30 protein-coding genes are annotated in these 25,917 nt (G+C 71.7%); 17 read left to right on the top strand and 13 right to left on the bottom strand.

What is annotated here, in order from left to right; genetic code table 11:
* Positions 1-91 precede the first annotated feature (91 nt).
* The 3 genes from PHZ_RS23205 to PHZ_RS15625 all read right to left on the bottom strand — a co-directional run bounded on the left by PHZ_RS23205 (position 92) and on the right by PHZ_RS15625 (position 1,271).
* On the bottom strand, positions 92-238 hold the full coding sequence (locus tag PHZ_RS23205; protein ID WP_187149088.1) for a hypothetical protein: 147 nt from the start codon (positions 236-238) through the stop codon (positions 92-94).
* Between the two features lie 90 nt (positions 239-328).
* Entirely contained in the window at positions 329-505 is a 177-nt protein-coding gene (locus PHZ_RS23200; protein WP_183280089.1) for a hypothetical protein, read from the bottom strand.
* A 118-nt stretch (positions 506-623) separates the two neighbouring features.
* Positions 624-1,271 (bottom strand): OmpW/AlkL family protein, encoded by a 648-nt coding sequence (locus PHZ_RS15625; RefSeq protein ID WP_012523365.1) that lies wholly within the window; start codon positions 1,269-1,271, stop codon positions 624-626.
* 106 nt (positions 1,272-1,377) lie between these two features.
* Between PHZ_RS15625 and PHZ_RS15620 the strand changes: the two genes are divergently transcribed.
* Positions 1,378-2,193, top strand: coding sequence for an LOG family protein (locus PHZ_RS15620; protein WP_041373608.1), 816 nt, complete (start codon positions 1,378-1,380; stop codon positions 2,191-2,193).
* A gap of 26 nt (positions 2,194-2,219) precedes the next feature.
* On the opposite strand, the gene PHZ_RS15615 is transcribed toward PHZ_RS15620, so the two are convergent.
* Positions 2,220-2,987 carry an SDR family NAD(P)-dependent oxidoreductase gene (locus tag PHZ_RS15615; RefSeq protein WP_012523363.1) on the bottom strand — a complete coding sequence of 256 codons (768 nt, stop codon included), beginning with the start codon at positions 2,985-2,987 and terminating at the stop codon, positions 2,220-2,222.
* Between the two features lie 133 nt (positions 2,988-3,120).
* Here PHZ_RS15615 and PHZ_RS15610 point away from each other — a divergent pair, with 133 nt between their 5' ends.
* The gene (locus PHZ_RS15610) at positions 3,121-3,540 is read left to right on the top strand and encodes a c-type cytochrome (protein ID WP_012523362.1); all 420 of its coding nucleotides are present in this window, start codon (positions 3,121-3,123) and stop codon (positions 3,538-3,540) included.
* Between the two features lie 22 nt (positions 3,541-3,562).
* On the opposite strand, the gene PHZ_RS15605 is transcribed toward PHZ_RS15610, so the two are convergent.
* Complete coding sequence (locus PHZ_RS15605) at positions 3,563-3,838, bottom strand: hypothetical protein (protein WP_041373607.1); 276 nt, start codon at positions 3,836-3,838, stop codon at positions 3,563-3,565.
* A 129-nt stretch (positions 3,839-3,967) separates the two neighbouring features.
* Here PHZ_RS15605 and ccoN point away from each other — a divergent pair, with 129 nt between their 5' ends.
* The 9 genes from ccoN to hemN are packed head-to-tail and all read left to right on the top strand — an operon-like array spanning position 3,968 to position 13,216.
* A complete protein-coding gene (ccoN, locus tag PHZ_RS15600) occupies positions 3,968-5,632 on the top strand; it encodes a cytochrome-c oxidase, cbb3-type subunit I (RefSeq protein WP_041373606.1) in 1,665 nt (554 codons plus the stop codon).
* A gap of 12 nt (positions 5,633-5,644) precedes the next feature.
* The gene (ccoO, locus tag PHZ_RS15595) at positions 5,645-6,382 is read left to right on the top strand and encodes a cytochrome-c oxidase, cbb3-type subunit II (protein WP_012523360.1); all 738 of its coding nucleotides are present in this window, start codon (positions 5,645-5,647) and stop codon (positions 6,380-6,382) included.
* Positions 6,379-6,552 carry a cbb3-type cytochrome c oxidase subunit 3 gene (locus PHZ_RS15590; protein WP_012523359.1) on the top strand — a complete coding sequence of 58 codons (174 nt, stop codon included), beginning with the start codon at positions 6,379-6,381 and terminating at the stop codon, positions 6,550-6,552. Before ccoO ends, PHZ_RS15590 begins: the two co-directional genes overlap by 4 nt.
* A complete protein-coding gene (gene ccoP, locus PHZ_RS15585; protein WP_012523358.1) occupies positions 6,545-7,453 on the top strand; it encodes a cytochrome-c oxidase, cbb3-type subunit III in 909 nt (302 codons plus the stop codon). The genes PHZ_RS15590 and ccoP overlap by 8 nt, the downstream gene beginning before the upstream one ends.
* The gene (gene ccoG, locus PHZ_RS15580; RefSeq protein WP_012523357.1) at positions 7,450-8,976 is read left to right on the top strand and encodes a cytochrome c oxidase accessory protein CcoG; all 1,527 of its coding nucleotides are present in this window, start codon (positions 7,450-7,452) and stop codon (positions 8,974-8,976) included. Before ccoP ends, ccoG begins: the two co-directional genes overlap by 4 nt.
* Entirely contained in the window at positions 8,973-9,467 is a 495-nt protein-coding gene (locus tag PHZ_RS15575) for a FixH family protein (protein ID WP_012523356.1), read from the top strand. Before ccoG ends, PHZ_RS15575 begins: the two co-directional genes overlap by 4 nt.
* Positions 9,464-11,632 (top strand): heavy metal translocating P-type ATPase, encoded by a 2,169-nt coding sequence (locus PHZ_RS15570; protein ID WP_041374304.1) that lies wholly within the window; start codon positions 9,464-9,466, stop codon positions 11,630-11,632. Before PHZ_RS15575 ends, PHZ_RS15570 begins: the two co-directional genes overlap by 4 nt.
* Positions 11,629-11,787: a cbb3-type cytochrome oxidase assembly protein CcoS gene (gene ccoS / locus PHZ_RS15565; RefSeq protein WP_012523354.1), complete on the top strand. Its 159-nt coding sequence runs from the start codon at positions 11,629-11,631 to the stop codon at positions 11,785-11,787. Before PHZ_RS15570 ends, ccoS begins: the two co-directional genes overlap by 4 nt.
* 40 nt (positions 11,788-11,827) lie before the next feature.
* Positions 11,828-13,216 carry an oxygen-independent coproporphyrinogen III oxidase gene (hemN, locus tag PHZ_RS15560; protein WP_236611845.1) on the top strand — a complete coding sequence of 463 codons (1,389 nt, stop codon included), beginning with the start codon at positions 11,828-11,830 and terminating at the stop codon, positions 13,214-13,216.
* Positions 13,217-13,408: 192 nt separating this feature from the next.
* Here hemN and PHZ_RS15555 read toward each other — a convergent pair whose 3' ends face one another.
* The 5 genes from PHZ_RS15555 to PHZ_RS15535 form a co-directional block, all read right to left on the bottom strand.
* Positions 13,409-13,813 carry a response regulator gene (locus PHZ_RS15555; protein ID WP_083770973.1) on the bottom strand — a complete coding sequence of 135 codons (405 nt, stop codon included), beginning with the start codon at positions 13,811-13,813 and terminating at the stop codon, positions 13,409-13,411.
* Between the two features lie 64 nt (positions 13,814-13,877).
* Complete coding sequence (gene fixJ, locus PHZ_RS15550) at positions 13,878-14,483, bottom strand: response regulator FixJ (RefSeq protein WP_012523351.1); 606 nt, start codon at positions 14,481-14,483, stop codon at positions 13,878-13,880.
* Complete coding sequence (locus tag PHZ_RS15545) at positions 14,476-15,972, bottom strand: PAS domain S-box protein (RefSeq protein ID WP_012523350.1); 1,497 nt, start codon at positions 15,970-15,972, stop codon at positions 14,476-14,478. Before PHZ_RS15545 ends, fixJ begins: the two co-directional genes overlap by 8 nt.
* A 62-nt stretch (positions 15,973-16,034) precedes the next feature.
* The gene (locus PHZ_RS15540; RefSeq protein WP_012523349.1) at positions 16,035-17,102 is read right to left on the bottom strand and encodes an AI-2E family transporter; all 1,068 of its coding nucleotides are present in this window, start codon (positions 17,100-17,102) and stop codon (positions 16,035-16,037) included.
* Positions 17,103-17,122: 20 nt separating this feature from the next.
* Complete coding sequence (locus PHZ_RS15535; protein WP_012523348.1) at positions 17,123-17,974, bottom strand: universal stress protein; 852 nt, start codon at positions 17,972-17,974, stop codon at positions 17,123-17,125.
* A gap of 154 nt (positions 17,975-18,128) precedes the next feature.
* On the opposite strand from PHZ_RS15535, the gene PHZ_RS21855 reads away from it, so the two are divergent.
* A complete protein-coding gene (locus tag PHZ_RS21855) occupies positions 18,129-18,473 on the top strand; it encodes a c-type cytochrome (protein WP_012523347.1) in 345 nt (114 codons plus the stop codon).
* Positions 18,474-18,569: 96 nt separating this feature from the next.
* Here PHZ_RS21855 and PHZ_RS15525 read toward each other — a convergent pair whose 3' ends face one another.
* Positions 18,570-19,457: a universal stress protein gene (locus PHZ_RS15525; protein ID WP_049758291.1), complete on the bottom strand. Its 888-nt coding sequence runs from the start codon at positions 19,455-19,457 to the stop codon at positions 18,570-18,572.
* A 61-nt stretch (positions 19,458-19,518) separates the two neighbouring features.
* Positions 19,519-20,172, bottom strand: a complete 654-nt coding sequence (locus tag PHZ_RS15520) for a helix-turn-helix domain-containing protein (RefSeq protein ID WP_012523345.1) — start codon at positions 20,170-20,172, stop codon at positions 19,519-19,521.
* Positions 20,173-20,361: 189 nt separating this feature from the next.
* On the opposite strand from PHZ_RS15520, the gene PHZ_RS21850 reads away from it, so the two are divergent.
* The 5 genes from PHZ_RS21850 to PHZ_RS15495 all read left to right on the top strand — a co-directional run bounded on the left by PHZ_RS21850 (position 20,362) and on the right by PHZ_RS15495 (position 25,318).
* Positions 20,362-20,805, top strand: a complete 444-nt coding sequence (locus PHZ_RS21850) for a host attachment protein (RefSeq protein WP_012523344.1) — start codon at positions 20,362-20,364, stop codon at positions 20,803-20,805.
* The gene (locus PHZ_RS15510) at positions 20,805-22,427 is read left to right on the top strand and encodes an MBL fold metallo-hydrolase (protein ID WP_012523343.1); all 1,623 of its coding nucleotides are present in this window, start codon (positions 20,805-20,807) and stop codon (positions 22,425-22,427) included. The genes PHZ_RS21850 and PHZ_RS15510 overlap by 1 nt, the downstream gene beginning before the upstream one ends.
* Before the next feature lie 33 nt (positions 22,428-22,460).
* Positions 22,461-22,808, top strand: a complete 348-nt coding sequence (locus tag PHZ_RS15505; protein WP_041373605.1) for a hypothetical protein — start codon at positions 22,461-22,463, stop codon at positions 22,806-22,808.
* Between the two features lie 95 nt (positions 22,809-22,903).
* Positions 22,904-24,133: a 5-aminolevulinate synthase gene (gene hemA, locus PHZ_RS15500; RefSeq protein WP_012523342.1), complete on the top strand. Its 1,230-nt coding sequence runs from the start codon at positions 22,904-22,906 to the stop codon at positions 24,131-24,133.
* Positions 24,134-24,325: 192 nt separating this feature from the next.
* Entirely contained in the window at positions 24,326-25,318 is a 993-nt protein-coding gene (locus PHZ_RS15495; RefSeq protein ID WP_012523341.1) for a zinc-dependent alcohol dehydrogenase family protein, read from the top strand.
* On the opposite strand, the gene PHZ_RS15490 is transcribed toward PHZ_RS15495, so the two are convergent.
* Positions 25,315-25,908 carry an NAD(P)H-dependent oxidoreductase gene (locus tag PHZ_RS15490; RefSeq protein WP_012523340.1) on the bottom strand — a complete coding sequence of 198 codons (594 nt, stop codon included), beginning with the start codon at positions 25,906-25,908 and terminating at the stop codon, positions 25,315-25,317. The genes PHZ_RS15495 and PHZ_RS15490 overlap by 4 nt on opposite strands.
* Positions 25,909-25,917: the final 9 nt, after the last annotated feature.

Raw genomic sequence — 25,917 nt, 5'->3', positions numbered from 1 at the left:
GACCGCCTTTGGGCCAGGCGCAACAAAAAACCCCGCTCCTTTGGTGGGAGCGGGGTCTTTTGGCGAAGACCTTCGGCGATCCGTTGGGGTTTCAGTCCAAGCGCGATCGCCCCGTTCCCGGATGGGCGGGGGTAATGATCATCATAATGGTTTTGGCGAGGCGCGCGGGCGCGTGCGCCCGGCCCTGGTTCAGGCTCTGGGGCGCGTCCATACGGCTCTGGCGGAGCAGTTCGGTCACGTCGTCCACGCTTCGCTTGCGCCGGCCTGAAGCGGAGCCGCTCCGGCCGGACGGGCCTCCATACCCCAGACGGGGCGCGAAGGCGAGCCTTCAGCGCGCGAGCGTGAAGAGGTGCTGGCCGGCCAGCCGCACCTCGACGGCCGAGAGGTCCTGTTCGGCGAGCAGCAGGCGCACCTTGGGCAGGACGTCCTTGGCGGTCTCGCAGGCCAGCGGCTCGAACCGGCGCCGGCCCTTGTCGTCTTCCAGATAGAGCTCGTAGGTCTGCATGCGGAACGACTAGCGCGGCCCGCGCCGGGGCGCGTTGACGGCGGTCAACGCAAGAGGGGCGGACGTCGCCGTCCGCCCCCGAAAAAGCCGTTCGAAGCCCGTGGCTTGGAATCGGGGCTTAGAACTTGTAGCCGAGGCCCGCCGAGACGACCCACGGGTCCAGGTTCACCTTGGACTTCACGCCGTTGAAGCGGTCGGTGGCGTCGGTCTCGAAGAACACCTTCTTGACGTCCAGGTTGGCGCTCAGCTTGCCCTGCAGGGCCACGTCGACGCCGGCCTGCAGCGCGTAGCCGAAGCCGTCGTCCACCTTCAGGCCGAAGCCGTTGTAGTCCTTCTCGCTGTAGAACAGCATGTAGTTCAGGCCCGCGCCGACGTAGGGGCTGACCTTCTGGTCGGGCATGAAGTGGTACTGCAGCGACACGACCGGCGGCAGCACCCAGGTCTCCTGCACCTTCACGTCCGTGGCCCCGCCCTTGGCGCGGATGGTGTGCTTGGTCGTGCCGGCGATCACCTCGACGGCGACGTTGTCGGTGAAGAAGTAGGTCAGGCCGATGGTCGGCATGACGTCGTCGCTCACCTCGGCCTTCAGGCCGGTGGCCGCGCCCGCCAGGGTGGTGATCGGGTCGCCCGCGTCGGGGGCCACCACGGTGGCGCGGGTGTTCAGCATGAGCGTGCCCGCGGTCTTGGGCTGGAAGTCCTGCGCCTGGGCCGCGCCGGCCAGCAGCAGACCCGCGCCCACGGCGAGCGCGATCGTCTTGGTGTACATGTCTATCCCCTTAGGAGTTGGCGGCTCTTGGCGTCCGCGACGGCGGCCTGTTTCGCAGGCGCAGCAAAGCGCGACCTTGATCTGCCGCAATGAGCACGGAGGCCAGATGAGCGATTCCCCGAAGTCCGGCGGAGGGCCGAACGGCGCGCAGATGGCCTCGCCCACCTACCGGCTGGCGGCCCTGGACCAGGACTTCCTGCTGGGCGAATCGATGCGGGGCGTCCGCTTCCTGCTGGAGTTCGCCAAGGCCGACGAGGCGATGAAGGCCTGGGGCGTGTGCTCCACCATCGTGGTGTTCGGCAGCGCGCGCATCCGCGAGGACGGGCCGGATCCGCACCCGCGCTGGTACGCCGAGGCCCGGAAGTTCGGCGCCATCGCCTCGCAGCGCGGCGGAGCCCACCTGTCGGCCCGGCGCGAGCGGCACAACGTCATCTGCACCGGCGGCGGCCCGGGGATCATGGAGGCCGCCAACCGCGGGGCGGCCGACGTGGGCGCGCCCTCCATCGGCCTCAACATCACCCTGCCGCACGAGCAGGCGCCCAACGCCTGGTCCACGCCCGAGCTGACCTTCCGCTTCCACTACTTCGCCATGCGCAAGATGCACCTGGCGATGCGGGCCAACGCGCTGGTGATCTTCCCCGGCGGGTTCGGCACGTTCGACGAGCTGTTCGAGATCCTGACCCTGCGCCAGACCGGCAAGTCGCCGCCGATCCCCATCGTGCTGTTCGACCGGGGGTACTGGGAGGGGGCGATCAACTTCCGGGCGCTCGCCGACGCCGGCATGATCTCGCCGGGCGACCTCGAGCTGTTCGAGTTCGCTGAGACTGCCGAGGAGGTCTGGGACTGCCTCGTCCGCAAGGGGCTCCGGGCGCACGAGGAGCAGCAGTCGTGGGAAGCGGCCCGCGACGTGCAGCTTGAATAGGCGGCTCGAACAGGCGGCGCGACCAGTCAGCGGGCGGTGTAGCCGCCGTCGATGACCAGCTCGGTCCCGGTGACGAACTTCGCCTCGTCCGAGGCCAGGTATACGCAGCCCCAGGCGATGTCGTCGGGCTCGCCCAGGTGGCCCAGCGGGTGCAGGGCGGCGGTGGCCGCCTTGCCCTCTTCCACGTCGCCCATGGTCTTCAGGTGGCCCTCGACCATCGGCGTCCAGATGAAGCCCGGGTGGATCGAGTTCACCCGGATCCGGTCGGGGGCGTAGATCAGGGCGTCGGTCTTGCTCATCAGCCGCACCGCCCCCTTCGAGGCGTGGTAGGGCGGCACGTCGGGGGCGCTCACCAGGCCGTAGATCGACGACAGGTTGACGATGCTGCCGCCGCCCGATTTCCGCAGGTGCGCGACCGCGTGCTTGGTGCAGAAGAATACGCCCTTCACGTTGATCGCCTGAACGAAGTCCCACTCGGCCTCGGTGATCTCGTGGGTGGGCTTGTTGGCCCCGGCCACGCCGGCGTTGTTCACCAGCACGTCCAGCCGGCCGAAGTGGGCGGCGGCCTCGTCCACCACGCGCCGGACCTCGTCCTCGCGGGCGACGTCCAGGCGCCAGAAGCGGGCGTTGAAGCCGCGGCCGGCCAGCTCGTCGGCGAGCGCCTGGCCTTCGGCCTCGCGCATGTCGGTGACGGCGACCGAGGCGCCTTCCTCGGCCATGCGGATGGCGATCGCCCGGCCGATGCCGAGCGCTGCGCCGGTGACGATCGCGACCTTGTCCTTCAGGCGGTCCATGGGGCGGCCCTCGCTCTTGGATGAACGCGCAGGATGGCGCCCGGGATCGCATCGCGCCTTGCGTTTACTCAACTTGGGTTCGCTCAACCTGGGGGCGCTCGACCGGGCGGGCGCGCGGGGGTAGGGCCGCGCCATGCCCCTCATCGCCAAGCTGATCGTGGCCGCCGCGCTGGCCGCGCCGGCGCTGGCCTCGGCGTCCCCTCCGGAACCCGCCGGGCCTGCGCAGACCCCGCGGGTGCTGAAGCCGGCCGTGCTGCGCGGGCGCGATCTCGTGCAGAGGCGCTGCGCCGGCTGCCACAACGCCGCGCCCCGCGGCCGGAGCGTCTACGGGCCGGCCCCGCCCCTGCGCACCCTGGGCGGCCGCTACACGCCGGCCGAGCTGCAGCGCGTGGTGGAGGAGGCCCGCGCCGGCGACCACTACGCCATGCCGCCGCTGGAGATCAGCGAACGCCAGGCGCTCGACATCGCCGCCTACATCGAGGCCATCGCCAAGTCCGACGCCGGGACGCAGCGCAAGCTGGCCGTTCCCTCGTGCGTGGGGCTGAGCTGCTGAAGCCGCGTCGGCTGAGTCGGGTTCAGGCCCGCTGCGCGCGGCGGGCCGGGCGCACGGCCGCCGCCAGGGACGAGACCCCGGCCAGCACGAACCCGACACTCGCGTAGCACCAGCCGCAGTGCGGCGTATCGCCGCCGCAGACGACGCCCAGCGCCGCCATGTGCTGGAGCGCCGCCTCGAACGACAGCGCCGCGCTGGCCAGCAGCACGAGGCCCAGAAGGGCGAATCCGGCCCTCAGGACGGCGTCTTCACGCGGTTCGGGACCATTTTCGTGGCCAGTTTCGAGGCGGCGGGACATGGGGACCTCCAGGCGATCGGAGCCGCTTCTGCCCCGGCGGCCGGGGCCCAGCCTTGACCGATATCAAGGCCTTCCATGTCGCACTGCGGCATGAGCGGCGCCTGTCCCTCAATCCCGCCGATTGGATCCATGACGCAGGCAGTCGCAACTCAGGAAGACGCGCCGTTCGACGCGCTTCTTCTCTACACGGTCACCGGGCTCCTGGCCCTGGGATCGATCCTCGTGACGGCGTTCACGCCGGACCCGTCCCTCCGCTTCCACGGCTACGTGCTGATCGCGGGCTTCGTGTCCGCCTTCGCCGTCATGTCCGTCGGCCTCGGCTCGGGCAAGTTCCGCGCCGACCCCACCCGCTACAACGACGCGGTGGTCCGCGCCGGCGTCATCGCCACCATGTTCTGGGCCGTCGTCGGCCTGCTGGTGGGGGTGCTCGTCGCCGCGCAGCTCTCATGGCCGAACCAGCTCTACTTCCCCGAGGCGGGATGGCTGAACTTCGGCCGCCTCAGGCCCCTGCACACCAGCGCGGTGATCTTCGCGTTCGGCGGCAACGCGCTGATGGCGACCTCCTTCTACGTGGTCCAGCGGACCTGCAAGGCGCGCCTGGCCGGCGGCGCCTGGCCGTGGTTCGTCTTCTGGGGCTACCAGCTCTTCATCGTGCTGGCGGCGACCGGCTACCTGGCCGGCATCACCCAGAGCCGCGAATACGCCGAGCCCGAGTGGTACGTGGACCTGTGGCTGACGGTGGTCTGGGTCGGCTACCTGCTCGTCTTCCTGGGGACGATCTGGAAGCGCAAGGAACCGCACATCTACGTGGCCAACTGGTTCTACCTGGCCTTCATCGTCACCATCGCGCTGCTGCACGTCGTCAACAACCTGGCCATCCCGGTCGGGCTGCTCGAGGCCAAGAGCTACTCGGCCTTCGCCGGCGTCCAGGACGCCCTGACCCAGTGGTGGTACGGCCACAACGCGGTGGGCTTCTTCCTCACCGCCGGCTTCCTGGCCATGATGTACTACTTCGTGCCGAAGCGGGTTGAGCGGCCGGTCTATTCCTACCGGCTCTCGATCGTCCACTTCTGGTCGCTGATCTTCATCTACATCTGGGCCGGCCCCCACCACCTGCACTACACGGCCCTGCCGCAGTGGGCGCAGACGCTGGGGATGACCTTCTCGATCATGCTGTGGATGCCCTCCTGGGGCGGCATGATCAACGGCCTGATGACCCTGTCGGGCGCCTGGGACAAGCTGCGCACCGATCCGGTCGTGCGGATGATGGTGGTGGCCATCGCCTTCTACGGCATGTCGACCTTCGAAGGCCCGCTGATGTCGATCCGCGCGGTCAACGCCCTGTCGCACTACACCGACTGGACGATCGGCCACGTGCACTCGGGCGCCCTGGGCTGGGTCGGCTTCATCAGCTTCGGCGCCGTCTACTGCATGGTGCCCTGGCTCTGGAAGAAGGAAGGCCTCTACTCGAACCGCCTGGTCGAGTGGCACTTCTGGATCGCGACCACCGGCATCCTGCTCTACATCGCCGCGATGTGGGTGTCGGGCATCATGGAAGGCCTGATGTGGCGCGCCTACACGCCGCAGGGCTTCCTGGCCAACTCGTTCGTCGAGACCGTCGCGGCCAAGCATATCGAGAACGTCATCCGGACGGTGGGGGGCCTCATGTACCTCTCCGGCGCGGTGATCATGTCCTACAACCTGTGGCGGACCGTCCGCATGCCGAGCCCGGCGCAAGCCGAGCTCGAGACCCCGGTCGCGACGCCCACCCCCGCCATGCTGGCGGCTGAGTAAGGGCCGGGCCCCATGTGGAAAAAGCACCAGAACCTCGAAAAGAACTCCATCTGGCTGGTCATCGGCATCCTGGTCGTCGTCTCGATCGGCGGCCTGGTGGAGATCTCCCCGCTCTTCTACCTCGAGAGCACCATCGAGAAGGTGAAGGGCGTGCGGCCCTACACCCCCCTCGAGCAGGCCGGCCGGGACATCTACGTCCGCGAGGGCTGCTACGTGTGCCACTCGCAGATGGTCCGCCCGCTGCGTGACGAGGTCGAGCGCTACGGCCACTACAGCCTGGCGGCCGAGAGCATGTACGACCACCCGTTCCAGTGGGGCTCGAAGCGGACCGGTCCCGACCTCGCCCGCGTCGGCGGCAAGTACTCCGACGACTGGCACCGCGATCACCTGGTGGACCCGCGCTCGGTGGTGCCGGAATCGAACATGCCGCCCTACCGCTTCCTGGCGGAGACGGACCTCGACTACCGCAACATCGAGGCGCGGCTGGCGGCCCTGCGGTCGGTGGGCGTGCCCTACAGCGACGAGCAGATCGCCAGCGCCAAGGAAGACCTCGAGACGCAGGTCGACCCCTACGCCGGCGAAGGCTCGGGCCTGAAGAAGCGCTACGGGGCCAAGATCCTGCAGCGGGACTTCGATGGCGATCCCGAGCGGCTGACCGAACTCGACGCCCTGATCGCCTACCTGCAGATGCTCGGCACCATGGTCGACTTCACGACCTACAAGGCCGAGGCGCCGGAGAACCTGCGATGAGCGGCCTGACCTACGAGGCGGTGGCCCAGTTCGCCCAGCAGGGCGGCCTGATCTACTTCGCCGCCATCTTCGTCGCCGGCGTCGTCTACGCGCTCTGGCCCAAGAACAAGGAGGCGTTCGACCGCCTCGCCAAACTGCCGCTCGATAAGGACGAGAGCGACCATGTCTGACCGTGAACTTGACGAACACTCCGGCGTCGAGACGACCGGCCACGAGTGGGACGGCATCAAGGAGCTGGACAACCCCCTGCCGCGCTGGTGGCTCTGGGTGTTCTACGGCTCGATCGTCTGGGCCGCCGTCTATTGGGTGTTCATGCCGGCCTGGCCGGGCATCGACAGCTACACCAAGGGGCTGCGCAACCACTCCGACCGCGCCAACGTGGTGCAGGAGCTGGCCAAGCTGGACGCCCTGCGCGGCGCCCAGGGGGCCAAGCTGAAGTCGGTCAGCCTCGAGCAGATCGAGCAGGACCCCGAGCTGCAGGCGTTCGCCCTGCAGGTCGGCCAGTCGGTCTTCGGCGACAACTGCGCCACCTGCCACGGCGCCGGCGGGGCGGGGGCCAAGGGCTACCCGAACCTGCGCGACGACGTGTGGCTGTACGGCGGCACGCTGCCCGAGATCGAGCACACCCTGAAGGTCGGCATCCGCTCGGGCCACCCCGAGGCCCGCGGCGAGACCATGATGCCGGCCTACGGCCGCGACCAGCTGCTGCCCGCCGACCAGATCCGCGACCTGACCGAGTACGTGGTGGCGCTCTCGGGCCGCAAGGCCGACGGGGCCGCCGTCGAGCGCGCGCGGCAGAACTTCGCCGACCAGTGCGCCGCCTGCCACGCCGTCGACGGCCGCGGCGACGTGACCAAGGGCGCGCCGAACCTGACCGACGCGGAATGGCTGTACGGCTCCGACCGGGACTCCATCCACGACCAGATCTGGAACGGCCGCAACGGCGTCATGCCGACGTGGGAAGCCCGCTTCAGCCCCGAAACCATCAAGGCGCTCGCCGTCTACATCCACGCCAACGCCGGCGGGGGCGAGACGGAAGTGGCCGCGGTCGGAGGCGCTCCGGCGAGATGACCGTCGTCATCGACCGCGTCTCCAAGCCCGCCGGAAGCGAGCGGGCCGCCGGAGCCCCGGCGCCTGGACACCAGGCGCCGGTCTCGGCCGCCGAGCGCGTGCGCAAGAAGGGCCTGGGCGGCGGCCTCTACAAGCCGCGCACCCCGATCTATCCCAAGCTGGTCCACGGCCGCTGGCGGATGATCAAGTGGGCCCTGCTGGTCCTCATGCTGGGGATCTACTACGTGACCCCGTGGATCCGGTGGGAGCGCCCCGGCGCCCTGCCGGACCAGGCGGTGCTGGTCGATTTCGACGGCGCCCGGTTCTACTTCTTCGGCATCCAGCTGTGGCCGCAGGAGGTCTACTTCATCACCGGCCTGCTGGTGATGGCGGCCCTGGGCCTCTTCCTGGTGACGGCGCTGTTCGGCCGGCTGTGGTGCGGCTACGCCTGCCCGCAGACGGTCTGGACCGACCTCTACATCTACGTCGAGCGGATGTTCGAGGGCGATCGCAACGCGCGGATGCGCCTGGACGCCGCGCCGCTGTCCTTCAACAAGGTCTGGCGCAAGACCGGCAAGCACCTGGTGTGGCTGGGCATCGCCTTCGGCACCGGCGGCGCCTGGATCTTCTACTTCCACGACGCCCCGACCCTGATCCGCAACTTCTGGATCGGCCAGGCGCCGATGACGGCCTACGTCTCGTGCGCCGTGCTGACGGCCACGACCTACATCTTCGCCGGCCACATGCGCGAGCAGGTCTGCACCTACATGTGCCCCTGGCCGCGGATCCAGGGGGCGATGCTGGACCACCACTCGCTGCAGGTGACCTACCGCTACGACCGCGGCGAGCCGCGCGGCCCGCACAAGAAGGGCCAGCCGTGGGAAGGCCGCGGCGACTGCATCGACTGCAACGCCTGCGTCGTGGCCTGCCCGATGGGCATCGATATCCGCAACGGGGCGCAGCTCGAGTGCATCAACTGCGGCCTGTGCATCGACGCCTGCGACGAGATCATGGTCAAGGTCGGCCGGCCCAAGGGCCTGATCTTCTACGACACCGACAGCGCCGTGGCCGAGCGGCAGAAGGGCAATGCGCCGCGCTACAAACTCGTCCGCCCACGGACGGTCTACTACGCTGTCGCCCTGACCCTCGTGTCGGCCCTGATGCTGTGGGGCTTCATGAACCGCACGACGATGGAGCTGCACGCCCTGCGCGACCGCAACCCGACGTTCGTGCGCCTGCACGACGGCTCGATCCGCAACGGCTACACCCTGAAGATCTCCAACCGCGGCTTCGAGCCCATGCCGGTGGAAGTCAGCTTCGAAGGGGTGAAGGACGCTCGCGTCCGCAGCCCGGGCAAGCCGGCCGGCGACACCCTGTCTCTGGTGCTGGAGCCGAACGAGGTCACCTCGGTGCGGGTGTTCGTGATCGCGCCTCAGGAGTCGCTGCCCGAGACCAGCCTGCCGGCGGCCTTCGAGGTCCGCGGGCCGGGGGCCAGCGTCAGGACCAAGACCACCTTCCTCTCCGGAGCCGCGAACCAGCTATGAGCGCGACCGACATGACCGAGCCCACCGGCGGCTTCCGCATCACCGGCCGGCACGTGCTGGCCGCCATGGTCGGCTTCTTCGCCGTGATCATCGCCGTGGACGCCACGTTCACGGTGCTGGCCGTGAAGACCTTCCCCGGCCAGGTGTCCGTGACCCCCTACGAGGACGGCCTGCTCTACAACCGCCAGATCGCCCAGGCCGAGGCGCAGGCGCGGCTGGGCTGGCGGGCCGCCGCCGAGGCCGGGCCCGGCCTTGTGACCGTGCAGTTCGTCGATTCCGACGGCCGCCCGGTCCAGGGCCTGACGGTCACCGGCAGGCTGGAGCGTCCGGCCACCGAGGCGGGGAAGATCGCGCCGAAGTTCGCCGAAGTCGCCCCCGGCCGCTACGTCGCCCCCACCGGCGCCATCGAGGGCGCCTGGGACCTGACGGCCGAGGCCGTGGATTCTCAGGGCCGCCGCTTTACGGCCGAGCGGAGGCTGACGTGGCCCTGACCTACGAGGCGGCCGGCGGGCCCGACTTCTCGGCCTTCCTGAAGCGCCGCGAGGACGGCCGCGCGACGCTGGACCTGCTGGTGCGCGGCGCCCGCTGCGCCGGCTGCATGTCGAAGATCGAGCGCGAGGTCCAGGCCGTCCCCGGCGTGGCCTCGGCGCGCATGAACCTCACCTCGGGCAAGCTGGCGGTGGCCTTCAAGGGCGCCTCGGGCGACCCGGCCGCGGTGATCGGCGCCCTTGAGAAGCTGGGCTATCCGGCCACGCCGTACGACCCGGCCCAGGCCCAGGCCGCCCACGACCGCGAGGGCCGCCGGCTGATCCTGGCCATGGCCGTGGCGGCCTTCGGCGCCATGAACACCATGATGTTCTCGGTCCCCATCTGGGCCGGGCTGTTCGGCCAGGAGCTGGGACCGGCCACCCGCACGGTGATGATGTGGTTCTCGGGCGCCGTCGGCGCGCCCTGCGCCATCTACGCCGGCATGCCGTTCTTCCAGTCGGCCTGGCGCTCGCTGAAGGCCGGCCGCGCCAACATGGACGTGCCGATCTCGATCGGCGTGATCCTGACCCTGGTCATCAGCTTCTCCGAGACGGTGCTGCAGGGCCGCGACGCCTATTTCGACGCCGCCGTCAGCCTGCTCTTCCTGCTGTTGATCGGCCGCTGGCTGGACCACCAGCTGCGGGCCAAGGCGCGCAGCGCCGCGGGCGACCTCCTGGCGCTGCAGGCGCCGGCCGCGATCCGCCTGGACGAGGCGGGCGGCGAGCACCGCGTGCCCCTCTCCGACATCCTGCCGGGCGACCGCCTGCTGGTCCGCCCGGGCGAGCGCCTGCCGGTGGACGCGGTCATCGAGGACGGGCTCTCCGAGCTCGACAATTCCCTGCTCACCGGCGAGACCGCGCCGGCCGCCGTGCGCCCCGGACAGCTCTGCCGGGCCGGCGCCCTGAACCTCTCGGGCGTGCTGCGCCTGCGGGCCGAGGCGCGGTCCGAGGACTCCGCGCTCTCCGCCATCGCCCGCCTGGTCGAGGCCGGGGCCCAGGCGAAGTCGAAGTACGTCCAGTGGGCCGACAAGGCCGCGGCGATCTACGTGCCGGTGGTCCACACCGTCGCGGCCCTGACGTTCGCCGGCGGCTGGGCCCTGGGCCTTGGACCGCGCGAGGCGCTGATCCGCGCGGTCGCGGTGCTGATCGTCACCTGCCCCTGCGCCCTGGGCCTGGCCGTGCCCGCGGTGCAGATCACCGCCTCGGCGCGGCTGTTCCGCAAGGGCGTGCTGGTGAAGTCCGGCGCGGCCCTGGAGCGCCTGGCCGGCGTCGACCACGTCGTGTTCGACAAGACCGGCGTCCTCACCGAGGGGCGGCCGAAGCTGGTGGACCCGGCTCCCGCCGCCGTGGCGCTCGCCGCCCCGCTGGCCCGGGCCTCGCGCCATCCGCTGGCCCGCGCCCTGGCCGCCGAGGCCGGGGAGGGGGCGATGGCGAGCGACGTGCGCGAGCACGCCGGCCTCGGCGTCGAGGGCCTCATCGGCGGCCGCCGCGCGCGTCTCGGCCGCGCGTCCTTCGTGGGCGTCGAGAGCCACGCCGCCGGCGAGACCGAGCTGTGGTTCGGATTCGAGGGCGAGACCAAGATCCGCTTCCGCTTCAGCGACGCCCTGCGCGCCGACGCGGCCGAGACCATCGCCGCGCTGAAGGCCCGGGGCCTGTCGGTGGAGGTGCTGTCGGGCGACGTGCCGGCCGCCGTGGCCCGCGCGGCGGGCGCCGCCGGGATCGCCCACTGGCGGGGCGGCCTCTCGCCGCAGGACAAGGCCGAGGCGATCGACGCCCTCGCCGCCCAGGGCCGCAAGGTGCTGATGGTGGGCGACGGGCTGAACGACGCCGCCGCCCTGGCCAAGGCGCACGCCGCCATGGCGCCCGGCTCGGCCCTGGAGGCCAGCCAGAACGCCGCCGACCTGGTGTTCTCGGGCGAGGGCCTCTCGGCGGTGGTGGAGGCGGTGGATCTGGCCCGCACGGCGCGCAAGCGGGCGATGGAGAACTTCGGCTTCGCCGCGCTCTACAACGTGGTGGCCGCGCCGGCCGCCATGCTGGGGTTCGTCAATCCGTTCGTGGCCGCCCTCGCCATGTCGGGCTCGTCCCTGGCGGTGACCCTCAACGCGCTTCGCACAGGAGCCCGCCGATGAACATCCTGCTCTTCCTCGCGCCCTTCTCGGTGGGTCTGGGCCTGATCGCCGTCGCCGCCTTCTGGTGGACGCTGAGGGCGGGCCAGTACGACGACCCCATGGGCGATGCGAACCGCATCCTGATGGACGATCCCGACGACCGCCCGATCGCCTGATCCTTGATCTGAATCAGGGCGCCGGAGGGCCCGCCGGGCGATGGACGACGCCATGATCCACCCGCCCCAGATCGCGCCCGCCTTCGCCGACCTCGTCGCCAAGTACGACGGCCCCGCGCCGCGCTACACCAGCTATCCCACCGCCGTGCAGTTCTCGCCGGCGGTGGACGAAGCGATCTACCGCGACTGGCTGGCCGCGCTGCCGCCGGCGGATCCGGTCTCGCTCTACCTGCACATCCCGTTCTGCGCCCGGCTCTGCTGGTACTGCGGCTGCAACACCCGGGCGGTGAACCGGCACGAGCCGGTGCGCGAGTACGTCCAGCTGCTGCTGGCCGAGATGGGCCTGCTGCAGCAGGCGCTGCCGGCGAAGCTCAAGGCCACCGCCATCCACTTCGGCGGCGGCACGCCCAACATGCTCTCGGTGGACGAGCTGGCGGCCATCTTCGGCGCCCTCGACAACGTCTTCGCCCTGGCCCCCGACCGGGAGGTCGCGGCCGAGCTCGATCCCGCCGTCCTGACCCGCGACTGGGTGCGCGCGGCGGCCTTCCACGGCCTGAACCGGGCCAGCCTCGGGGTGCAGAACCTCGATCCCAAGGTCCAGGCGGCGGTGAACCGCAAGGAGAGCTTCGAGGACATCGCCCGCTGCGTGGGCTGGCTGCGCGAGGCGGGGATCCGGTCCCTGAACCTCGACCTGATGTACGGCCTGCCGCACCAGACGACCGAGGCGACCCTCTCCACGGTGGACGCCATCGTGGCCCTGCGGCCCGAGCGCATCGCCCTGTTCGGCTACGCCCACGTGCCGTGGATGAAGGCCCACCAGCAGCTGATCGAGGAGAAGGCCCTGCCGGGCCCCGCCGAGCGCCTGGCCCAGAGCGAGGCCGCCGCCGAGCGCCTGGCGGCCGAGGGCTATGTCCGCATCGGCCTCGACCACTTCGCCCTCGAGACCGACGAGATGGCCCAGGCGCTGTCCGACGGCGGCCTGCGGCGGAACTTCCAGGGCTATACGACCGACGCGGCCGACACCCTGCTGGGCCTCGGCTGCTCGGCGATCGGCTCGCTGCCCCAGGGCTACGCCCAGAACATCGCCCAGGAGGTCGGCTGGCGGGCGGCGGTGCGCGAGGGCCGGCTGCCGATCGCCCGCGGCGTCGCGGTCAGCCCCGACGACCGCTTCCGGCGCGAGATCATCGAACGGCTGATGTGCGACCTGCACGTGGATCTGGGCGCGGTCTGCGCCGCCCACGGCCGCGACCTGGCCGACCTCGCGCCCGCCCTCGAGAAGCTGGCGCCTTTCTTCGCCGACGGCCTGGTGCGCCGCGACGGCGGGACGCTGGTGGTGGAAGGCGCCGGCCGGCTGGTCATCCGCTCGATCTGCGCGGCGTTCGACGCCTACTTCCAGCCCGAGGCCGGCCGGCACTCGCGGGCGCTCTGAGGCAACCTCGTCCCAGTCCAGCTTGATCCGGATCAAGGCGCGGCAGGCGGCCGCGCCCGAGACTTTCCGCCTCTGACAACCGGAGGGGAAACCATGCTGACGCCTTATCTGATGCTCGTGATCGCCGGCTATGCGGTGTTCATGCTGCCGCTGGCCTTCGTCTGGCTGCGCGGCTCGCCGAAGGACTGACGGCTAACGCCCCCGGCCGCCTTCGCGCCCCCGGGCCAGGGCGTCGGCGATGGGCTGCAGCAGCGCATCGCCCAGCAGGGGCTTTTCGATGATCGGCGTCCCGGCCGCGGCGGCCGCGTCCCGCAGCACCGGGCTGGGATTGCTGGTGATCAGCAGCGCCGGCAGGTCCACGCCCCGCCGGCGGAGTTGGGCCAGCGCGTTCAGGCCGCTGATCCCGGGCAGGCGCTCGTCCACCACCAGGCAGCAGTCGGCCTCGGGCAGGTCGCGCAGCAGCAGCGCCTCGCCGGTCTCCAGCGTTTCCACGCGATAGCCCTCGGCCTCGAGGGAGAACTTCAACCCTCCGGCCAGGCCAGGGTCGTCGTCGACGATGACGATGAGCGGGGGCAGGGGTGGGCGGCTCGGCGGCATGCAGGCAGAATGCCCGGCGCCGCGCAAGGCTGCTTTGACGCAACTCAACGGCGGGCGGGCGCCGCTAGAACCCCGCGAGCAGCGCCATCCGGACCAGTTCGGAGAGGCTGGACGCCCCCGTCTTGGTCATCACGTTGGCCCGGTAGACCTCGACCGTCCGCGGGCTGATGCCCAGCTCGAAGGCGATGATCTTGTTGGGCTTGCCGGCCACGACCCCGCGCAGCACGTCCTGCTCGCGCGGCGACAGGCCCGCCAGCATGGACTCGAACTTCTGCCGCTCGGCGTCCTGGCGGTCGTCCTGCACCCGGGTGTCGAGGGCCGCGCGCACCGCGGACAGCAGCGCCTCGTCGTCGAACGGCTTCTCCAGGAAGTCGGCGACGCCGGCCTTCATGGCCTCGACCGCCAGCGGCACGTCGCCGTGGCCGGTGATGACGATGACCGGCTGGGTCACGCCCCGGGTCCGCAGCCGGCGCACCAGCTCCAGGCCGTTCATCTCGGGCATCCGCACGTCGGTGACGATGCAGCCCGGCTCCAGTATCTCGATCCCCTCCAGGAACTGCACCGCGGACTCATAGGTCCGCGCCTGGAAGCCCGCCGTGTCCAGCAGGAACTGCAACGACTGGCGCATCGCCTCGTCGTCGTCGATGACATGCACCAGACCGCTACTCAATGCCGGTCAACTCCTCATCCGCCACCGCCCGAAGGGTGAAGCGGAAGATAGCACCGCCCTTGGGGTTCGGCTCAACCCAGATGCGCCCGCCGTGGGCCTCGACGATCGTGCGGCTGATCGACAGCCCCACGCCCATCCCCTCCCGCTTGGTGGTGATGAAGGGCTGGAACAGGTGGTCGGCCACCTCGGGGCTGACCCCCGGGCCGGTGTCGGCCACCGAGATCTCGACCATCTCGTCCTCGACCGGACGGGCGCTGACCACCAGCTCGCGCCGGGCCGAGCCCTCCATGGCGTCGATGGCGTTGCGCATCAGGTTCAGCACGACCTGCTGGATCTGCACCTTGTCGGCCAGCACCAGGCCCACCTCGGGGCTGATCTGGAAGCTCAGGCGCACGCCGCGCTCCTTGGCGCCGACCATGGCCAGGGCGCCGGCCTCCTCCAGCAGCTGGGGCAGGCTCTCGAGGCTGCGCTCGGCCTCGCCCTTGGCGACGAAGTCGCGCAGGCGGCGGATGATCTGGCCCGCCCGCAGGGTCTGCTCGCCGGCCAGGTTCAGGGCGTCCTTGATCTTGGGCTTGTCGAGCGGCTCCTGGTCCAGCAGCCGGACTGAGCCCTTGACGTAGTTCGCCGCCGCCGAGAGCGGCTGGTTCAGCTCGTGGGCCAGGGCCGAGGCCATCTCGCCCAGGGCGGTCAGGCGCGCCACGTGGACCAGCTCGGACTGCAGGTCCTGCAGCCGCCGCTCGGTGGCCTGGCGTTCGGTCAGGTCGCGGACGAAGCCGGTGAAGAAGCGCCGCTCGCCCACCCGCATCTCGCCCACCGACAGCTCCATCGGGAAGGTCGAGCCGTCCTTGCGCTCGCCCACCACCACCCGGCCGATGCCGATGATCCGCCGCTCGCCGGTGGAGAGGTAGCGGTGCAGGTAGCCGTCGTGGGCGTCGCGGTAGGGGTTGGGCATCAGCACGCTGACGTTGCGGCCGATGGACTCGGCGGCGGTCCAGCCGAACAGCCGCTCGGCCGCGGCGCTGAACGACTGCATGACCCCGTGCTCGTCGATCACGATCATGGCGTCCGGCACGGTGTCGAGGATCGAGCGCAGGTGCGCCTCGCGGGTCTCCAGGTCCTCCAGGGCGTGCTCGGTCTCGGCGACCATCTTGCGCAGGTGCGAGCCGGCCAGGCCGCTCAGCAGGCCGAGCAGGGCGAACACCACCGCGCTGATCAGGTTGGCCGTGTCGGAGACCAGGCTGTCGCCCATCAGCGCCGCGTGGATCGCCAGGCTGACCACGGTGGCCGCCAGGGCCGGGGCGAAGCCGCCCACCGCCGCGGCGGCCATCAGGGCCGGCACGAACAGCAGGAACAGCGCCCGGTCGTGGATCACCGGCTCCAGGGCCAGCCGCAGCATCAGGCAGGCCGCGGTCGCGCCGATCGCGACGCCGAAGCCGGCGACGCGGCCGCGCCACCACGCGCGTGGAGATAGCTTGTCCGGAGGCCCCATGGCCCCAGGCGTAGGCGGGAAGGCGGCCGGAGGCAACCTTTCGCCTGCGTCGGGGGCGGGGCTCATCCCGTCCCGCCGGCGGGACGCTCCGTTGGGCGCTCCGTTGGGCGCTCCGGGGGACGCTCGCCCAGCAGGTCCTCGACGTAGATCATCCGCACGACGACATAGGCGACCACCGCCAGCGGCGTGGCGAACAGCACGCCCAGCGGCCCCAGCAGCACGCCCATGGCCAGCACCGCGAACAGGGTCACCGCCATCGGCAGCTCGACCATCTGGCGCAGCACCAGCGGGGTGATGACGTTGGCCTCGGCCTGCATCGCGCCGACATAGACCACCGCGGTCCAGGCCAGGGTCTCCCAGCCGGCGCCGGCGGCGATGATGAGGCCGGGGATCATCGAGACCATCGGCCCCACGACCGGCACGAACTGGCCGAGGCCGGCGACGACGCCGAGCGCCAGCGGCGAAGGCACGCCCGCCAGCCACAGCCCCACGCCGGTGGTCACGCCGACCAGCATCATCGAGATCAGCTGGCCGACCAGCCAGCGGTTCAGCGCCTTGCCGCAGGCCTTGAACACCTCCTCGGCGCGCTGGCGCCCGCGCGCCGGCACGAGCTTCAGCAGCCCCCCGAGGTAGGTGCTTGGATTGTAGGCGAGATAGAGGCCCGCGAAGAGGACGATCACCGCCGCCGCCCCGGCGCTGGCCGAGCCGCGGATCAGCCGCGGGCCGAGCTGCACGATCAAGCCGTCGGCGTGCTGCAGGCTGCGCAGGTCGTCGAGGATGTAGGCGCCCAGGACCGAGCGCGAGAGCTCGCCCTGCAGCGCCCGCCAGGCGTTGGGCAGCAACTCGCTGAGCGCGGCGAGCTGCAGGGCCGCCTCGCGGCCGAACAGGTACAGCGTGCCCCAGGTGGCCGCCGTCAGGCCGACCACCGCCGCCGTCAGGGCCCAGGGCCGGGGCAGGCGCGCGTATCTGACCAGCGGGTCGGCGAGGGCGTGCAGCAGGACGGCGGTGAGCACCGCCCCGAAGGCCAGCAGGATGACGTCCGCCAGCTTCCAGACGAGCGCGCCCAGCGCGACGAACGCCGCCACCGTCAGCAGGCGGCCGACGAACGGATTTCCCCGCCCCGCGCTCACGAATCGTCCCCCGGGTTGTCTCAGTGCGAGAGCAGCACGGCGCAGGGCGGGGCGTCCAGCATCGCGGCCGTGGCCCCGCCCAGGACGAACTCGCGGGCGCGGCTGTGGCCGAAGCCGCCCATCACCAGCAGCTCGATCCAGCGCTCGCCCACGTAGTCTCCGACGACCCGGCCGATGGGCGCGCCGCGCGCGTCGATCTCGTCCACGACGGCCTCGATCCCGTGGGTCTTCAGGTGCCGGACGAGGTCGGCGGTCCCGCCGGCCCGGACGCTGGGCTTCTCGCCGGTGACGGCCAGGATGCGCACCTCGCCCGCGCGCTTCAGGGCGGGCAGGGCGTCGGCCACGGCGCGGGCGGCCCGGGCGCTGCAGTCCCAGGCGATGGCGGCGGCCTTGAAGGACTCGCCTTCCTCCCCGCAGCAGCCGGCCTCGGGGAACACCACCAGCGGACGTCCCGAGCCGAACAGCACCGCCTCGGCGATCCCGCGGTCCTCCAGCACGGCCGGACCGATCGGCATCAGCGTCAGGTCCCGGGTGCGGGCGTGGGCGCAGACGCGCTCGCCCTCCTCGTAGAGGGGCGCCTTCTCGATCTGCGTATGGACGGTCAGGCCCACCTCGGCCCCGGCCCTGGCGAAGGCGGCGGCGGCCTCCTGGGCGCGGGTGGCGCTGCGGGCCTCCTCCTCGGCGGCCAGCTTGTTGAAGCCGCCGACCAGGTTGGCCAGGCGGTTGTGCAGGGTCGGGATGTCCACGTGCAGGACGAGCGCGGTGGCCTCGCCCCCCAGCCGCCGGGCCAGGCCCGCCCCGCCCCGCAGGGCGGCCTCGGGCGTCGTGTCGGGATAGGTCAGGACGGCGAACAGCAGGTCCTTGTAGGGCATGGTCGGTCCTCCGGAAGAGCGGCTAGCCTCGCCGCCTTGCGGCGGGACCGCCAGTCCGGGCGCGCCCCTAAGTAGCCTTACGGAGGCGCGCGCGGCTAAGCTCGCGGCCATGATGACGCCGGCGCGGCCCGCGCCGCCTCGAAGGGAGGGCGCCATGCGCTCGATAAGCATCCTCGCCGGGACCACCCTGGCCGCGCTCTCGCTCGCCGCGTGCGCCAGCAACGGTCCGCCCGGCTCCGATCCGATGAGCCCGTCGGCCGAGCGGGGCCAGCGGCTGGCCGAGCGCCGCTGCGCCGGCTGCCACGCCGTGGGCCTGGACGAGTCGCCCGCCGCCAGCGGCCCGCGCTTCAGCGACCTGCACCTGCGCTACAACGCCCTCTCGCTGCAGAAGCGGTTCGCGGAGATCACCGAGCACGGCTCGGGCGAGATGCCGCCGATCCACATCAGCCGCCAGGACGCCGAGGACCTCGTCGCCTACTTCGAGACCCTGGGCGGGTAGGGGCCGAGCCGGAAACCCCGGCGCTCCGGACGAGACGGAGCAAATGCCTGAGCCCCCGCTTTCGCGGGGGCGGGCGGAAGCGCAGGGCGCGCCTCGCTAGTGGCTCATCAGGACGTAGCGCTTCGGGTCGATCAGCAGGTCGCGGGTCACCCCGCCGAAGGCCCATTCGGCCGCGCGGCTGTGCCCGTAGGCGCCGGCGACGATCAGATCCGCCCCGTTGAGGTCGGCGATCCGCTGGATCTCGCCCGTCACGCCCTCGGAATGGGCGGTGGAGACGTTGGGGCGGGCGTTCACGCCGTGGCGCTTCAGGGCGGCGACCACGTCGTTGGTCTGGAAGGCGGCGGTCTCGAGCTGGTCGTCCGAGCAGACGGCCTGCACGATCACCTCGTCGGCGCGCTTCAGGAACGGCATGGCGTCGGCGACCGCCCGGCGGGCCTCGCGCGTGTCCTTCCAGGCGATCACGATGGACTTGGCGTGCAGGTGCGGCCCGTGCTCGGGCGTGACCAGGACCGGACGGCCGCAGGCCATCACCACGTCGGCAGGGTCGGCCCGGCGGTAGCTCGATCCGCCGCCGCCGCCGACGCCCACGACCACCAGGTCGGCGGCCCGCGCGCAGCGGGCGAGGGCGTGGCTCGGGAAGTCCTGGACGCGGCGCCATTCGGTCTCGACGCCCGCGGCGTCGCGGCGGAAGGCGGCCTCGGCGTTCTTCAGGTCGGCGTCGACCTGCTCGTGGGCCATGGAGATCCACTCGGCGGTCACATAGCCCATGAAGGGATCGGCGGCTGGAATGGCGTCGATGGTCTCGGCGCCCAGGCCGATCAGCTTGGCCTCGAAGGCGCGCGCCAGCCGTGTGGCGACCTCGACGCGGTGCGAGGCGGTGACGCCGGGCTCCACGTGGACGAGGATGCTGGTGAAGGTGTGCGGCTGGACCGTGCGGGCGGCCGCGGGACGTTCCTGGGTCTGGGACCCCTGCTTCTGGGACATGTGAGCCTCCCTCGCTTTCGCGCGGCCGGCTGGACGCCCCCGGCCGCTGGGGGTGATGCGGTCAGTCCACGAGTTCTTCCAGGGCCTGCCACTTCTTGACGTGGAAGCGGCGGAAGGACGGGAACTCGACGATGGCGTCGCCCTGCAGCTGCGTCAGCATGCGCGAGACGGTCTCGATGGTCAGGCCCAGGTAGTCGGCCATGTCCTGGCGGCCCATGGGCAGCTCGACGTCCGCGCTGGGGTCGCGCTGGGCCAGGCTCATCAGGAAGGCGGCGACCTTCTCGCGGGCGCTCTTGCGGCCCAGGAGGAGGACGTGGTCCTGAACCCGTTGCAGCTCGCGGCGGGTGGCTTCCAGGATCGCCCGGTCCAACTCGGCGTCGCCGGCGAAGGCGCGGACCGAGCCGCGGCGGACCATCTGGATCTCGCAGTCCGTCAGCGCTTCTGCCGAGAACTGGTGGTCGGGGCCCACTTCCAGGCCGAACAGGTCGCCGGGATAGTAGAAGTCGCCAACCTGCCGGCGGCCGTCGGCGGTCACCCGGCTGGTGCGGATGACGCCCTTGGCCAGGCGGTACATGAATTCGACGTCGTCGCCCTGGGCGTAGATCTCCTCGTCCCGCGCGAAGGTCATCTTGGTGCCGAGGCGGTCCATGACCTCCGTCAGCGCGGCGGCCGGGCGGGCGGTGCGGGGGTCGTCCAGCGAGTAGGCGAGGGTCATGGCGAAGTTCCTGCGTCGATGACGAAGGGGTACGCCTGCGCCGGGCCGCAAGAAATTCGTGGCGTCCCCCTAAGGGGTCGCACCTAAGTAGTTCTACGGAGGGTCCCGCAGGGGGCGCTTTGATCGCCGTCACATCCGCCGCGGCACTGCCCCGCTAGAGCTGCCGGCGAAGCAAGGAGATCGACTTTCATGGAACTGACCGGCGTCACCTGGATCGTCACGGCCGATGCGCGCCAGGCGCGCATCTTCGAGGAGCGCGTCCGCGCCGGCGACGTGCGCGAACTGCCCGACCTGCGCATGGCCGCGGCCGAGCGCGAGGAGAGCCATCGCCACAAGGTCACCGTCCACAACAACGGCGGCTCCGGCCGGCACGGGGCGGGCGAGCACGATCCGGCCCTGGAGACCGAGCGCCGCTTCATGCGCGAGGTGGCCGAGGCGCTGGAGGCGGGCCTGCGCCGCAAGGCCTACGAAACCCTGGTGCTCATGGCCCCGCCGCGGGCGCTGGGCCTGCTGCGGGCCGAGCTGTCGCCGGCCGTCGCCCGGGCCGTGGAGGCCGCCGACCCGCACGACCGGATCCACGACCACGCCGACGCCGTCCGCGAGCACCTGCGCGACGCCCGCGCCCGCGCCTGATGGCCGAACTCTCGTTCCACGGCGCGGCGGGCTGCGTCACCGGCTTCTGCGCCCGGATCGTCACCGGCCGGGCGACGGTGCTGGTGGACTGCGGCATGTTCCAGGGCCCCAAGTCGCTGAAGGCCCTGAACTACGAGCCGTTCCCGTTCGACGCGCGGGAGGTGGACGCGGTCCTGCTGACCCACGCCCACATCGACCACTCGGGCCTGCTGCCCAAGCTGATGCGGGCGGGCTTCAAGGGGAAGATCTGGTCCACCGGCGCGACCCGGGACCTCTGCGCGGTGATGCTCCCCGACGCCGGGGACATCCAGGAGAGCGAGGTGCGCCAGCTCAACCGCCGCAACCAGCGGCGGGGCCGCCCGCCCGTGGAGCCGATCTACACCGTGCGCGACGCCCACCGGACGCTGGAGCTGTTCCGGACGGTGAAGCTGCAGCGCGAGGTCGAGGTCGCCCCCGGCGTGACCGCCGTCTTCTGGAACGCCGGCCACATGCTGGGCTCGGCCTCGATCGAGGTGCGGGTCGACGAGGGGGCCGGCGAGCCCATGACCCTGCTGTTCTCGGGCGACCTCGGGCCCGGCGGCCGCGACTTCGTGGCCGATCCGGAGGGCCCCTCGGGGGTCGACCACCTGATCGTGGAGTCCACCTACGGCGCCCGCGCCCGGCCGACGCCCGATCCCGCCACCCGCCGGCGGATGCTGGCCGAGGAGCTGCGCGAGGCGCGCGCCGCGGGCGGGCCGCTGCTGATCCCCGCCTTCGCCGTCGAGCGCTCGCAGGAGATCCTGGCCGACCTCGAGATCCTGGTGGAGGGCGGCGACATCCCGCCCGTGGACATCTTCCTGGACTCCCCGCTGGCCATCGAGGCCACCGAGGTGTTCCGCCGGCGCGGCTTCAGCCACGCCATGGGCCGCAACCCCTACGAGGGCCTGCGCTCCTCGGGGCGGCTGAAGTTCCTGAAGGACCCGGCCGACAGCGACGGCCTGGAGCGGCTGGCCGGCTGGCACGTCATCGTCGCCGCCAGCGGCATGTGCGAGGCCGGCCGGGTGCGCAAGCACCTGAAGCGCCTGCTGTGGCGGCGGGACGCCACCGTGCTGATCCCGGGCTTCCAGGCGGCAGGCACCCTGGGCCGCTTCCTGGTGGAGGGCGCGAGCCGGGTGCGCATCCAGGGCGAGGACATCGCCGTGCGCGCCCGGATCCGCTCGCTGGACATCTACTCCGGCCACGCCGACGCCGAGGCCCTGGCCGCCTGGGCCAAGGCGCGCGGGCCGGTCGCGGGCATGACCTTCCTGGCGCACGGCGAGCCGGAGTCGCTGGAGGGCCTGCGCGGGCGGCTGGCGGGGGAGGGCTTCGCGGCCGACCGGCTGGCGATCCCGGCCCTCGACGACCGCTACGTCCTGCAGCGCACCGACGCCGAGCTGCAGCCGGGGGCGCCGCGCCTGCCGGCCGGCGCGGGAGCGCGTCCCGACTGGCACAACGCCCGCTCGGCCCTGCTGCTCGATCTCAACGAGCGGCTGGAGGCGGCCGCCGACGACGCCGCGCGCGAGGCCCTGCTGGCCAGGCTCGCGGCCGCGCTCGAACAGGTTGACCAAGGTCAAGGCGCAGCTTCCCGAGGGGCCCCAGGGTAGCCGGCGAACGAACCGCGTTCACCGGAGCCGCCCATGTCCAAGAAGAACCTGACCCGCCAGATCAAGCACGACGTCGAGGACACCGTCGAGGATGTCGCCAAGGCCCTGCGCGAGGCCGCCGACCGCCTGAGCGACGACGCCGAGAAGGCGGTGGCCGAGGCCGCTGCGGCGGTGCGCCGCGCCGCCGAGGACCTCGCCGCCAAGGTTCCCGCCGCCAAGGACGCGGCGATCGCCAAGGCGCCCGAAGCCGCCAAGGACCTGGCCCGCAAGGCCGCCCAGGAGGTGAAGGAGCATCCGATCGCCTCGGCCGCCGCCGCGCTCACCGCCGCCGCGGCCCTCATCAGCCTGCTCTCCAGCGGCCGCAAGAAGAAGGCCGCCTGAGCCCTTCCGTCGCCGGGTCTGATCCAGATCAAGGCCGGCGCGGGCGTACGGCCCGAGGATGCGTCCTCCAGTCAGCATCCTCGGGACCGGCCGCCATGGACTACAAGACCGCTTTCGCCTCCGCCCTGGACCGCGTGCAGGCCGAGGGCCGTTACCGGGTGTTCGCGGACCTGAAGCGGCATCGCGGGGCGTTCCCGCGGGCGACCTGGACGAAGGCCGACGGCTCCGAATCGGATGTCGTGGTCTGGTGCTCGAACGACTACCTGGGCCAGGGCCAGAACCCGGTGGTGCTGGACGCCATGCACCGGGCGATCGAGGCGGCCGGGGCCGGCTCGGGCGGCACCCGCAACATCTCGGGCACGACGCACTATCACGTGGAGCTGGAGCGCGAGCTCGCCGACCTGCACGGCAAGGAGGCGGCGCTGCTGTTCACCTCGGGCTACGTCTCCAACGAGGCGACCCTGTCGACGCTCTACAAGATCCTGCCGGGCCTGGTGGTCTTCTCCGACGCCCTGAACCACAACTCGATGATCTCGGGCATCCGGGCGGGCAAGCGCGAGCAGCGGCACGTCTTCCGCCACAACGACCTGGCGCACCTGGAGGAGCTGCTGGCCGCCGCCGATCCGGCCGCGCCCAAGCTGATCGCCTTCGAGAGCGTCTATTCCATGGACGGCGACATCGCCGACCTGCCGGCCATGGTGGCCCTGGCCCGGAAGTACGGCGCCATGACCTACCTGGACGAGGTCCATGCGGTGGGCATGTACGGCCCCCGCGGCGCGGGCGTGGCCGAGCGCGACGGGGTGATGGACCAGATCGACATCGTCGAGGGCACCCTGGGCAAGGCCTTCGGGGTGATGGGCGGCTACATCGCCGCCGACGCGGTGATCGTCGACGCCATCCGCAGCTACGCCGACGGCTTCATCTTCACGACCTCGCTGCCGCCCGCGCTGGCCGCAGGCGCCGCCGCCTCGATCCGCTGGCTGAAGGAACACGACGAGGTCCGCCAGGCCCACCAGGAGCGCGCCGCGACCCTGAAGGCCAAGATGCGCGCCGCCGGCCTGCCGGTGATGGACAGCGTCTCCCACATCGTGCCGGTGCTGGTGGGCGATCCCGTCCACTGCAAGATGATCAGCGACATCCTGCTGGAGGACCACGGGATCTACGTCCAGCCGATCAACTTCCCCACCGTGCCGCGCGGAACCGAGCGGCTGCGCTTCACGCCCAGCCCCGCCCACACCGACGCCATGATGGACGCCCTCGTCGCCGCCCTCGAAACCCTCTGGGTCCGCTGCAACGTGGTCCGGGTGGGAGGCATGGCCGCCTGACGCATGTCCGGGCCCCGTTTGATCCAGCGCAAAGCCCGCGGCCGCAAGGTGGAGTTTACTTCCTCTCGAGACCGGTCCAGCCAATCTCCCCCCGAGACCGGACGGTCCCAGAGCGCCCCGGATCCTCTCCCCCACCTCCCGGGGCGCTCGCCTTTTCCTTGACCCGCAACAGAGCCGGCGCAGTCTGACCCCATGCGCGGAATGGTGCTGAAGGCGCCCCGGACGCCGCTCGTCTGCGAGAGCCGTCCCGACCCCGAGCCGGGGCCGGGCGAGCTGCGCCTTCGGGTGCGCGCCTGCGGGGTCTGCCGCACCGACCTGCACGTGGTGGACGGCGACCTGGCCCAGGTCCGCCCCTCGGTGATCCCCGGCCACGAGATCGTCGGGGTGGTGGACGCCGTCGGCCCCGGCGTGTCCGGCGTCGCGCTGGGCGAGCGCCGGGGCGTCCCCTGGCTGGGGCAGACCTGCGGCACCTGCCGCTACTGCCGCGCCGGCCAGGAGAACCTGTGCGATGCGCCGGGCTTCACCGGCTGGACGCGCGACGGCGGCTACGCCGACACGGTGATCGCCCGCGCCGACTTCTGCTTCCCCCTGCCGGACGGCCTGTCCGACGAGGCCGTCGCGCCGCTGCTCTGCGCGGGGCTGATCGGCTACCGGTCCTGGCGCAAGGCCTGCGAGGCCGGGCCGATCGAGCGCCTGGGCCTCTACGGCTTCGGCGCGGCGGCCCACCTCCTGGCCCAGCTCGCCCTCTTCGAAGGGCAGGCGGTCTACGCCTTCACCCGCGAGGGCGATCTCCCCGCCCAGGCCCTGGCCCGCGACCTCGGCTGCGCCTGGGCAGGCGCCTCGGGCGAGGCCCCGCCCGAGGCGCTGGACGCGGCGATCATCTTCGCGCCCGTGGGCGACCTCGTGCCGGCGGCGCTGCGGGCGGTGCGCAAGGGCGGGACGGTGGTCTGCGGCGGCATCCACATGAGCGACATCCCCGCCTTCCCCTATGCGATCCTGTGGGGCGAGCGGCGGGTTGTCTCGGTGGCCAACCTGACCCGCCAGGACGCGGCCGAGTACCTGCCGCTGGCCGCCCTGGCCGGCGTGCGGCCGCACGTGCGGACCTACGCCCTTAAGGACGCGAACCTGGCGCTGGAGGACCTGCGGGCCGGCGCCTTCACCGGCGCGGCGGTGCTGAAGCCCTAGCTCTGCCCGAACTGCGCCCGCACGGTCTCGCGGACCTTGGCCCGGTGGGTCTCCACCCATTCCTCGGTGAGGTTCGGGACCACCTCGCCGAAGTGGACGTGGTCGACCACGATCAGGCCGCAGACGCCGGCCAGGTGCCGGTCGAAGAGCGTGGAGAGCGCGCTCAGGGCGCCGGTGTCGCGCACCCAGTCCTCGGGGGCGCCCGAGGACGAGAAGCTGATCAGCCTGCGCCCGTCCAGGCGGGACTCCACCCCCATCGGTCCGGGCTCGTAGCCGAAGCCCATCGAGAGCACCCGGTCCACATAGCCCTTCAGGATCGCGGGCGGGGCGTTGAACCAGAGCGGATAGACGAAGGCGAAGACGTCCACGTCCTGCAGCACCGCCCGCTCGGCCTTCACGTCCGCGGCGGGCGCGTAGCCGCCCGGCCCCGGCAGCTCGGCCGCCTTCAGGCAGGGGTCGAACCCCAGGCCGTAGAGATCGCGCACCACGACCTCGTGGCCGAGGTCGCGCGCGGCCTGCGCATAGGTCTGGGCGATCGTCGCGGTGAAGCTGTCGGGCTTCGGGTGCGCGAAGATGACGGCGTGCTTCATCGGGCGGGC

The organism is Phenylobacterium zucineum HLK1, assembly GCF_000017265.1.
GTDB classification, from domain to species: Bacteria; Pseudomonadota; Alphaproteobacteria; order Caulobacterales; family Caulobacteraceae; genus Phenylobacterium; species Phenylobacterium zucineum.
Note: the sequence above shows the minus strand (reverse complement) of the source record. Positions and strands in the feature narration are given on the sequence as shown.